Below are 9,570 nucleotides of genomic sequence, written 5' to 3'. Positions count from 1 at the left end.
CCCACCCGAAGGATGCCCCCATTAGCTATGATGGTACCGGATGGATCTTCGATGTCCCTCAATCTTTCTACAAATCCTGAGATATTAGCTGCAATTTCCCATTTTAAATTGCTTTTTAATATAGGAATACCTGTCAAAGCAGCCTCCCAACCATTTTTCACAGTAATAATATCATTGACATTTCTTCGGTCAAAACCGGTGGAAGGTGCCATGTCTCTGGTGAAGATTTGTGGACCATTTACTGTAGAAAAATAGGTAAGGTCTAGTCCCAATCTGTTGTCCATGAAAAACACATCCAAACCAGTTTCATAAGCAGTTACTGTGAATGGCTGAAGTGCACTATTGGCCAAAGTGGAGGTAAAGGATGCACCCGGTCTGTTGTTATAAGGCAATGAAATGGAATAAGTGTTTTGGTTGGCGTAGGTAGGTCCATCATAAGTAGTAAACCAATCATTGTCAAACCACTGTCCACCAAAACCTAAGGCGATATTGGCTGGTCCTACAAATGGACTTACCAAACCTCCTTGTACCTGTGCATAAGAACCCCTCACTTTTAAGAAGGAAATTGCTCTTGGCATGGTGATATAATCAGAGATTACAGTACTTAAGGAGGCAGATGGATAGAAATAGGCCTGGTCTCCCACAGGTAAAGTGGACAATTTATCCCAATGGCCAGTAAGGTTCAAAGTGACAAAGTTCTTGTAGCTGACGTCCACACTCGAGTAAGCAGCCAAAACGACCATGTTGGATCTAAAGGAATACCCAACCAATGGGTTTTCGGAGTTGGAAAAAGAATATATTCCGGGTACAATCAGGTTATTGGTGCTGATAAAACTGGAGTTGTAGCTGAAATTTCTAACATTACCACCTACCAGCACATCAAATTCAAAATCACCGACTTTCTTATCATAAGTGATCAATAAATCCGTCTTATATTCCAATAGTGATCTTCTGTCCTCTGTATAGTTTCCTGCCCTATCAGGAACGGAATAATGCTCAGCAGAATAAGGCAATTTTTCAGTTCTCAAAGCTGACCAGTTGGTCATGTTTGATCTCAATTGGAACCTGAGGTCCTTATTGGCCTGATAAGAAAGGGCTAAGAATCCATAGGTGTCTGTTTTTTGGTGTTCTCTTAACCACTCATAAGCCATGAACCATGGGTTATTGGTCCTTCCGTATTCCCTGTTTACTTGCTGAATACCTTCAATTCCAGGAGGTGCCCAGTAATCCCTAAGGTCATTGATGTCAAAATGGGCGCTACCATATGCCGCGAAGGTGTACATGTAGGAGTTTGGCCCATACATCACTTCAGGGATATTCGGTGCATTTTGAAGATTGACGTTGACATTGCCTTCCAATCTTAATTTATCCGTGAAATTGTAGCCAGCGGACATGTTGAGGTTATTCGTTGTCAACTGCGTATTTGGCCAAATGGAAGTTTGAAAGCCATTGGTATAAGACAACCTGAAATCTGATCTTTCGTCATTGAAACCCAAGGCCACATTATTCGAAGTTAAGATCCCTGCTCTGGTAAATTCTTCAAAGTTGTTGATTCCTTTTGCCAACCATGGGGTTCCCTGTCTGATACCTGTTTCTGGATCCACTGGGCTGTCCCATTGAGGAATGGGTTGACCCTCAAACCTTGGTCCCCAAAGCGGTGCTCTTCTGAAACTTCCATCTCTGTCAAAAGGATCATTTCCGAAAGCATACCTGAAAGAATTACCTAGCCCATATTCTATCTGTGTCCTTGGTCTGGTAAGGAATCCAGATTGTAGTTGAGTGGAAGAGTTCAACGTCAAAGAATATCCCCTCTCTTTCCCACTGCCTCTTTTTGTTGTAATTTGTATCGCTCCATTTTGTCCCCTAAAGCCATAAAGTGCTGCAGCATTAGGACCTTTCAAGACAGTAATGCTTTCAATATCATCTGGATTGATATTCCAAGTATCGGTATTGATGGGTACGCCGTCCACTACAAATAGAATGTCAGAATTACCTCTCAATAAGATGTTTGGTGCAGCCAACATTTCAGTGGAAGGCCCAATCGTCAATCCAGCTACTCTACCAGCTAAAGCATTCATTGGGCTTGGCTCCCTTGCTTTGATCAAGCGGTCGCCTGAAATGGTTTGGGTAGAGTAGCCCAAGCTTGCCTTTTCTTTGCTGACCCCAAAAGCCGTAATGACTACCTCAGAAAGTCCTTGTATGGATTCTTTAAGAGAAACATCAATCGTGGATCGGTTATTGATCGCTATTTCTCTTGTTTCAAACCCAATGTAGGAAACTACCAAGATAGGCTCATTGATAGTGCCTGGAACTGGGATGGAATAATTACCATCGATATCCGTAATGGTTCCAATAGAGGTTCCCTTAATGATAAGACTAACTCCAATAAGGGTTTCTCCTCCTTCATCCGTAATCTTTCCGCGCACGATACTTTCTTGCGCAACTGTTGCAAAGCTGAACAGAAACAGTAGAATGACTGTCAGCAGCAGGTGGTTGATGTGTTTCATTTGGTTTGTGTTTTTTAAACGATGCACAAACCTATTTTCCAATTATTAAGATTAGGTTGGAGAAATGTTAGGATTGATGAATGGTGTGTTACAGTTTCTTTAATCCTTCTTTAATCCAATGTTATTAAAATGAGTTGATTTTAATCTAAAAGTTTTTTGCCTTAAGATTTTGGGTTCACCTATTACCAATTCGAATGCTGACATCTAGAAATACGGAAAAAAACAGCTTTGAAATCAGGCCTTATTAAAATAGTAAGAATTCATATTTTATTTAACCCAAACAATATACCCTGAGTTAGGAATGTTTGGTTTTGTCTAAAATGCTTATCAAACCTTAATCATTTTCTAATCTTACTTACAAATTCAATTAACATAGGCGAAGTACTTTTATAGGGGATTATTGAATGCATCAATTCATAAGTCTAAACAATCTCTCATCAACAACCTATGAAGTATTTTAAAGTAGTCATCATAGATGATCAACAAGAAAACCTGAAACTTTTGAAGTCCAATTTTGAAAAAGAAAAAGCAAAAGTTGAAGTGTTCCAAGCAGGGGAGGAAGCACTAATTCATTTGAAGAAAGAAAAGGCCGACTTGGTTATTTGTGATTGGCTATTGGATGATATGGATGGGCTTGAACTTTGTAGACTCCTGAAAAAAAATGATGATTTGGAAAAAATACCATTTATCATGCTTTCAAATAGGAATCTTGAGATTGATGTAGTCACTGCCTTGGAAGTGGGTGCAGATGATTATATGGTGAAACCTGTTCGGGTAAGGGAGTTGATGGTCCGGGCAAAAAAAATGGTGGCTAAAAACAAGGTTCCTACAGATAATTTTTTTCTTGAAAGGCATGGAAGTAAAACAGAAAAGGCCAATTTGATTTCTTATAAGAATATTTTGTTGGATAGACAGAAATATCAATTGAGAATTGATCAACAAGAAGTACAGATGACCCTTACCGAATTTAAACTGCTGGAATTATTCTTACAGCAAAAAGGAATAGTTTTAAGTAGGGGAAAGATCATGGACCTGATTTATGGTTCAGATTATGGAGTAACCGAAAGGGCGGTGGATGTTTTGGTAGTTAGTTTAAGGAAAAAAATTCCAATCCTAAAGAAGGATTTGGAATCCATAAGGGGAGTGGGGTATAGGTTGAGGGGTGAATAATTTTTTTTAAAGTTTAGGTATCCTCAGAATCAACAAACTCAAGTATATCCCCCGGCTGACAATCGAGGGCCTTACAGATGGCTTCCAAGGTACTGAAGCGGACTGCCTTTGCTTTGCCGGTTTTAAGAATGGAGAGGTTGGAAAGTGTTATGTCCACTTTTTCAGAAAGCTCATTCAGTGACATTTTCCGCTTGGCCATCATTACATCCAAGTTGACAATTATGGGCATGGCTCAAATAGTTAATTCGTTTTCAGACTGTAATTCCACTCCTCTCTTGAAGACCTTGGCAATGGCATAAATCAGGGCTCCCAACAGAAGGTATTCAAAGGCCCCACCGGTATAAGCACCCATGGATGGGATGTCAAATCCCCGCTTGATCAACCACTTCAAAGATGCAGTAGTGATGATGATCAATATTCCAGTTTGGATGGCGACCGAGGCGATTTCTGAAATCAGATCGGACACTTTCTTACTGAATGGATGATTGAGATTAATGGTGAGAAATATCCGGATCATCAGATAAAACATATACGCTTTCAAGCAAGCAATACCTATCAAAAGTGAAACTAAGCCTATATAATACCAGATTTCCTGATTCATCAATCCGTATAAATTCAATCCTTCAAATAGGTCCTGGGCTACCGTAGGTTTGAATAAACTGTATATTGAAGTAAACAGCAAAGCGCCTGCTTTGATACAAAGTCCGATAAAGATGGACCAAATCACCACGGTAATAAGCATTAAACCGGGCTGGGATTCCCATTTTTCTTTCCACTGTTCTGCGAGTTTCATAACATATACATTTATCGTTTTTCAAATATCAGTAAAAAATTATTGAAAAACAATAATTATATATTGATAAAAGAAATTTATTTTAACTGCCTGGCTCAACCAAAACTTCAAAATCATCAAAGCTGGCTGCTCCTTTCGTTCCGGGCATCATCACAGCAAATGGAATCATAAAGATGGTTTTTCGGGTGAAGTTGGTAAGTGTGAGTTCAATCAATTCATTTTCTAATTTTCCGTTGATCGGATTCATTTCAGTACTAAGAAAATGAGACTCTACAATAGTTGCCCCCGTTTGTCCTATCTCGGTTTCATACATACGAAGGGCGATGGCTACACCGGGACCTTCCAGATTTTCAGAATTGATTTTTGTCCTGAGTTTTACAGTAGCCCCTTCAGGGATATTTGGAACCTCAATCTGTATAAAAGCATATCCTGTATTTTGGCCGTTTCCTTCAGAAAAAATTTGGAAAAAAGGATTTCCAGTCTCTTCATTGATACCACCGGTAATTCCAAAATTGCCATTGTCATTTGAAAATCGCCACATAGAATTTAGGAAGCCATATTTTAAAAATACAGGATCTGATTCAAAGTCCTGTACAAAATCGATACATTGTTCATTGGCAGCAAGCCGGTCAAATAGCTCATCCAAGTAATAAGCTCTTTTTTCGGGTTCATTTTCGCTGTAAATATAATAAGGGATAAAAATATTTGTCATTAAAGAAAGGGGCCTGCCATCACATTTCAAAGCATTGTCATGAGGTAGGTTTAAAAATGCATGCCCCATTTCATGAAAAAATAAGTTTTCCCTTTGAATATCTGTTTTATTTACCCAATCACAATTTGTAGATTTTGAAATTAGGACCGTTCTTCTGTCGGTTTGAGGATGCCTGATAAAACCGTATCCACAATAGACCTCATCAGAAATTCGGATTTCATCTACATATTCTATGTCTAAACCTGAGAAGTTAAAATTAAACCCTCTCAGTTTGGCTTCAACTTCAAATCTATCCAAGAAAATCTTTAAATCGGGGAATTCTTCTTGCTGAGACATTGGATTTGGATCTTCATTGGTTTCACAGGCAAGGAACCCTAGAATAAGAAAAGAGGCTAGAATAAACTGAGAATAATATTTCATAGTAAAAAGGTTTTAAATTAGGATATATTGTCTTTACGGTAATAATAATCCATTAGTTTTAAAATAATGAAATATTATGCAAAAAAAAACACCCGTTCCAAAATTAAATTTTGGAACGGGTGTTTAGCCTTTTAAAGTGTTCTTAATTGAAGATTACACCAATTCTGATATTGCTTTTTCTATCTTATGGATTTAAGGATTATAAACTAACCATTTTTTGCAACTGTCAATGTAAGTAAGAATTCCTGATTGGTTTCAATCAAAAGGAGGTATCAAACCTAATTGATAGATCTTTCATAAAAAACTTTTCCTTTCCTAAGGATGTGATCTAAAAAACCAGGATTACTTATCTGATGAAAAATGGAAAGATCGATTTTGTAAGGAAGCAATAGATCGTCCAAATCATCTTCTATTTGATGAAGAATGGTAAGGTCTAAATCTTGCCCCAATAGGGCTAGGTCAATATCAGAACCCGGTCTATAATTGCCAATGGCTCTGGATCCATAAAGTACAGCTTTATTTACTTGGGAGTATGCCTTAAGGACATTTTGAATGGCATGAATTGTATGTTCCGAAAGTCCAAACATTAGCTAATGGTATCAATTATTGCACTTGACTTCCTGCATTTTATCCCTGAACTGAATGAATTCTTGAATATACTGGTTCATAATTTTAAAAAAGATTTCATCAGCAGTTTCCTCATTGTAAGTATGGGAAGTTTTACTCCGGCTTTTGATCATGTCCATCCATATTTCCCCATTCTCAATCAATCCCGCAGAAAAAGCTTCTCTTGAGGCATCTTTTGAGCCAAAAATATTTGTATTTCCAGCATGGATCAAAAAATCTTTCATGACATTCCAAGCCAGCTCATGGGTGTATTCAAACCTTTGGATCAACCCTTCTTTCAAAATGTCATCCAGAAATTGATCATCAGCAATATTCCCTTCTTTATCTATGGGATAATCTTCTTGAATCCTACTGACTGCTTCCTCCAGTTTATCCAAAGCTTTATTGAAATTACTAAAGCGCTGTACCCATCGAATATCTTTTGATTTCATTAATTCAATTTTTAGCTCACCATCAATTTAGCAAATTCAATAAACAACTTTGACATTTCTTGATTTTAACATTTGGGATAATCATCCAAGCTTGGCCAAAGCCTCTTCCAAGGTTTTGATCTTCGCCTCGGCATCTGCCTGCTTTTTCTTCTCGTTTTCTACTACAGCTGCCGGAGCTCCTGCTACGAAACGCTCATTGCTGAGTTTCTTCATTACAGAATTCAGGAAGCCTTTGGCGTATTCCAGTTCTTTGAGCAGGTTTTCTCTTTCTTTTTCTACATCAATCTGCTCGCCCATTGGGATAAAGCACTCATCAGCTTTTACCACAAAGCTTGTCGCATTGTCCACTTTCTCCCCAAAGTTTAATTCAGAAAGGTTGGCCAACTTCTTCAATACTGTCTCGAAGCTGCTGTACAATTCCGGTTTTTTGGTATTTACCGTCAAAGCAAAGGCTTCTTTTGGGGAAATGCCTTTGGAAGAGCGGATATTTCTGATTTGAGACACCACCTCAAAAACTTGACTGGCTTCCGCAATGGGTTTGGCGTCAAAGGCTTTTGCTTTTGGCCATGCTGCCACGATCAATGCTTCATTCGCAGATCTTTCCTTAATCTGATGCCAGAGTTCTTCGGTAAGGAATGGCATAAAAGGATGAAGGATTTTCAGGATATCCTCAAAGAAGACTATGGTTTTTTCATAGGTAGCTTTATCGATTGGATGCTGATAGGCGGGTTTGATCATTTCCAGGTACCAGGAGCAGAAGTCATCCCACACCAGTTTGTAGGTAGTCATCAGGGCATCGGAAATCCTGAATTTCTGGAAGTGCTCTTCGATTTCAGTAAGGGCTTCGTTGAATCTGTTTTCAAACCAGTGAATGGCAGCAGCATTTTCAGCTCCGGAAGCTGTTTCGTCTATTTCCCAACCTTTGACCAATCGGAAAGCGTTCCAGATTTTATTGGAGAAGTTCCTTCCCTGCTCTACCAATTTTTCATCAAAAGGTAGGTCATTGCCGGCAGGGGAGGAGAAGAGCATGCCTGTTCTTACCCCATCAGCGCCATAATTGGTGATTAATTCCAGCGGATCGGGAGAGTTTCCGAGGGATTTGGACATCTTCCTGCCTAGTTTATCCCTAACGATACCCGTCAGGTATACATTTTTGAAGGGCTTGTCGCCCATGTATTCATAACCTGCAATGATCATTCTCGCCACCCAGAAAAAAAGGATTTCCGGGGCAGTTACCAAATCATTGGTAGGATAGTAGTATTTTAGGTCTTCATTGGGTTTACCTGTTGTGAACACATCAGTATCAAAAACAGAGATAGGCCACAACCAGGAAGAGAACCAGGTATCCAGTACATCCTCATCCTGTCTGAGGTCTTCCAAAGTATAGGCAGTCTTGAATTTTTCGTTGGCCAATGCCAAGGCTTCTTCTTTGGTTTTTGCAACTACAAACTCTCCATTTGGAAGGTAGAAGGCCGGAATCTGATGGCCCCACCACAACTGACGGGAGATGCACCAGTCGCGCACATTTTCCATCCAAGAACGGTACATGTTTTTGAACTTCGGTGGATGGAGTTGGATGATGTCCTCCATGACCGAACTCAAAGCTGGCTTGGTGATTTCCTCCATTTTTAGGAACCATTGAAGAGAAAGTTTAGGTTCCACCACAGCATCCGTCCTTTCAGAGTGGCCAACATTGGATTTGTAATCTTCAATTTTCTCCAATTGACCGGATTCCTCTAGGAGTTTGCCGATTTTCTTCCTGGCAATAAATCTATCCTCACCTACGAGAATCTGAGCCTTTTCATTCAGGGTTCCATTGTCATTGAGGATGTCTATGACTTCGAGTTTGTGTTTGATTCCCAATTCATAGTCATTGACATCATGGGCAGGCGTAACTTTCAAACAGCCCGTACCAAATTCCATGTCCACATACTCATCTTCGATGATTGGAATGGCTCTATTGATCAATGGGATAATGGCTTTTTTGCCTTTCAGGTGGGTAAACCTAGGATCATTGGGATTGATACAGATGGCCACGTCCGCCATGATGGTTTCAGGGCGTGTGGTAGCAATGGTCAGGAAATCTTCAGAATCTTCAATTTTATATTTGATGTAATACAGCTTTGACTGTATTTCCTTCATGATCACCTCATCGTCCGAAAGAGCAGTCTTCCCTTGTGGGTCCCAGTTGACCATCCTGATACCACGGTAGATTTTCCCTTTATTATATAGGTCCACAAAAACGGAAATCACCCCATCGCTGAGGTCCTGGTCCATGGTGAATTTGGTTCGGTCCCAATCACAGGAAGCACCCAGTTTTTTCAATTGTTCCAGGATGATGCCCCCGTATTTCTCTTTCCATTCCCAGGCATATTTCAAAAATTCTTCTCTGCTCAGGGATTTTTTGTCAATACCTCTTTCTTTCAGCATGGCCACGACTTTGGCTTCCGTGGCAATGGAGGCATGGTCTGTGCCAGGGACCCAGCAGGCATTTTTGCCTTCCATACGGGCCTTTCTGATCAAAACATCCTGAATGGTATTGTTGAGCATATGCCCCATATGCAGCACCCCGGTTACATTTGGTGGAGGGATGACGATGGTGTAGGGATCCTTGTTATGATCAACTTGAGAGGAGAAAAATTTGTGCTCCGTCCAGTATTGGTACCACTTGGCCTCTGCGGCTTCAGGATTGTATTTGGTAGCTAATGACATCTTTAGAAGAGGTTTTTTTAAAACTCAAGGCGCAAAATTAAGAGAAAAATGCTTTTGAACCACAATACTGACAAAAGCATACTACAGAACTACAAACTATTCCAATTTCCTTTTCGGAAATCACCCTTATAAAATACTGGTATAATGGTGCTTGTTGTCATGCCTGTGTAAAATAAGACGCCATTGGACTCAACTTCA

General features: G+C 39.7%; 8 protein-coding genes. 1 reads left to right on the top strand and 7 read right to left on the bottom strand.

Features of this window, described 5'->3' with window-relative positions:
- A partial coding sequence (locus B879_RS04915; RefSeq protein ID WP_051012660.1) for a SusC/RagA family TonB-linked outer membrane protein occupies positions 1 to 2,507 on the bottom strand: 2,507 nt, incomplete at its 3' end.
- A 447-nt stretch (positions 2,508 to 2,954) separates the two neighbouring features.
- On the opposite strand from B879_RS04915, the gene B879_RS04910 reads away from it, so the two are divergent.
- On the top strand, positions 2,955 to 3,677 hold the full coding sequence (locus tag B879_RS04910) for a response regulator transcription factor (RefSeq protein WP_009184044.1): 723 nt from the start codon (positions 2,955 to 2,957) through the stop codon (positions 3,675 to 3,677).
- 13 nt (positions 3,678 to 3,690) lie between these two features.
- On the opposite strand, the gene B879_RS04905 is transcribed toward B879_RS04910, so the two are convergent.
- From B879_RS04905 to B879_RS04880, 6 genes are all read right to left on the bottom strand, one after another.
- Positions 3,691 to 3,906, bottom strand: coding sequence for a helix-turn-helix domain-containing protein (locus tag B879_RS04905; RefSeq protein WP_009184043.1), 216 nt, complete (start codon positions 3,904 to 3,906; stop codon positions 3,691 to 3,693).
- A gap of 3 nt (positions 3,907 to 3,909) precedes the next feature.
- Positions 3,910 to 4,470, bottom strand: a complete 561-nt coding sequence (locus tag B879_RS04900; RefSeq protein WP_009184042.1) for a DUF2975 domain-containing protein — start codon at positions 4,468 to 4,470, stop codon at positions 3,910 to 3,912.
- Between the two features lie 82 nt (positions 4,471 to 4,552).
- On the bottom strand, positions 4,553 to 5,602 hold the full coding sequence (locus B879_RS04895; protein WP_009184041.1) for a hypothetical protein: 1,050 nt from the start codon (positions 5,600 to 5,602) through the stop codon (positions 4,553 to 4,555).
- Between the two features lie 278 nt (positions 5,603 to 5,880).
- The gene (locus tag B879_RS04890; RefSeq protein ID WP_009184040.1) at positions 5,881 to 6,189 is read right to left on the bottom strand and encodes a nucleotidyltransferase domain-containing protein; all 309 of its coding nucleotides are present in this window, start codon (positions 6,187 to 6,189) and stop codon (positions 5,881 to 5,883) included.
- A 12-nt stretch (positions 6,190 to 6,201) separates the two neighbouring features.
- A complete protein-coding gene (locus tag B879_RS04885; protein WP_009184039.1) occupies positions 6,202 to 6,660 on the bottom strand; it encodes a nucleotidyltransferase substrate binding protein in 459 nt (152 codons plus the stop codon).
- A gap of 81 nt (positions 6,661 to 6,741) precedes the next feature.
- A complete protein-coding gene (locus B879_RS04880; RefSeq protein ID WP_009184038.1) occupies positions 6,742 to 9,372 on the bottom strand; it encodes a valine--tRNA ligase in 2,631 nt (876 codons plus the stop codon).
- Between the last annotated feature and the right edge of the window lie 198 nt (positions 9,373 to 9,570).

Source organism: Cecembia lonarensis LW9 (assembly GCF_000298295.1).
Lineage (GTDB): Bacteria > Bacteroidota > Bacteroidia > Cytophagales > Cyclobacteriaceae > Cecembia > Cecembia lonarensis.
The sequence above is the reverse complement of the archived record's forward strand: the minus strand, read 5'-3'. Positions and strand labels throughout refer to the sequence as shown.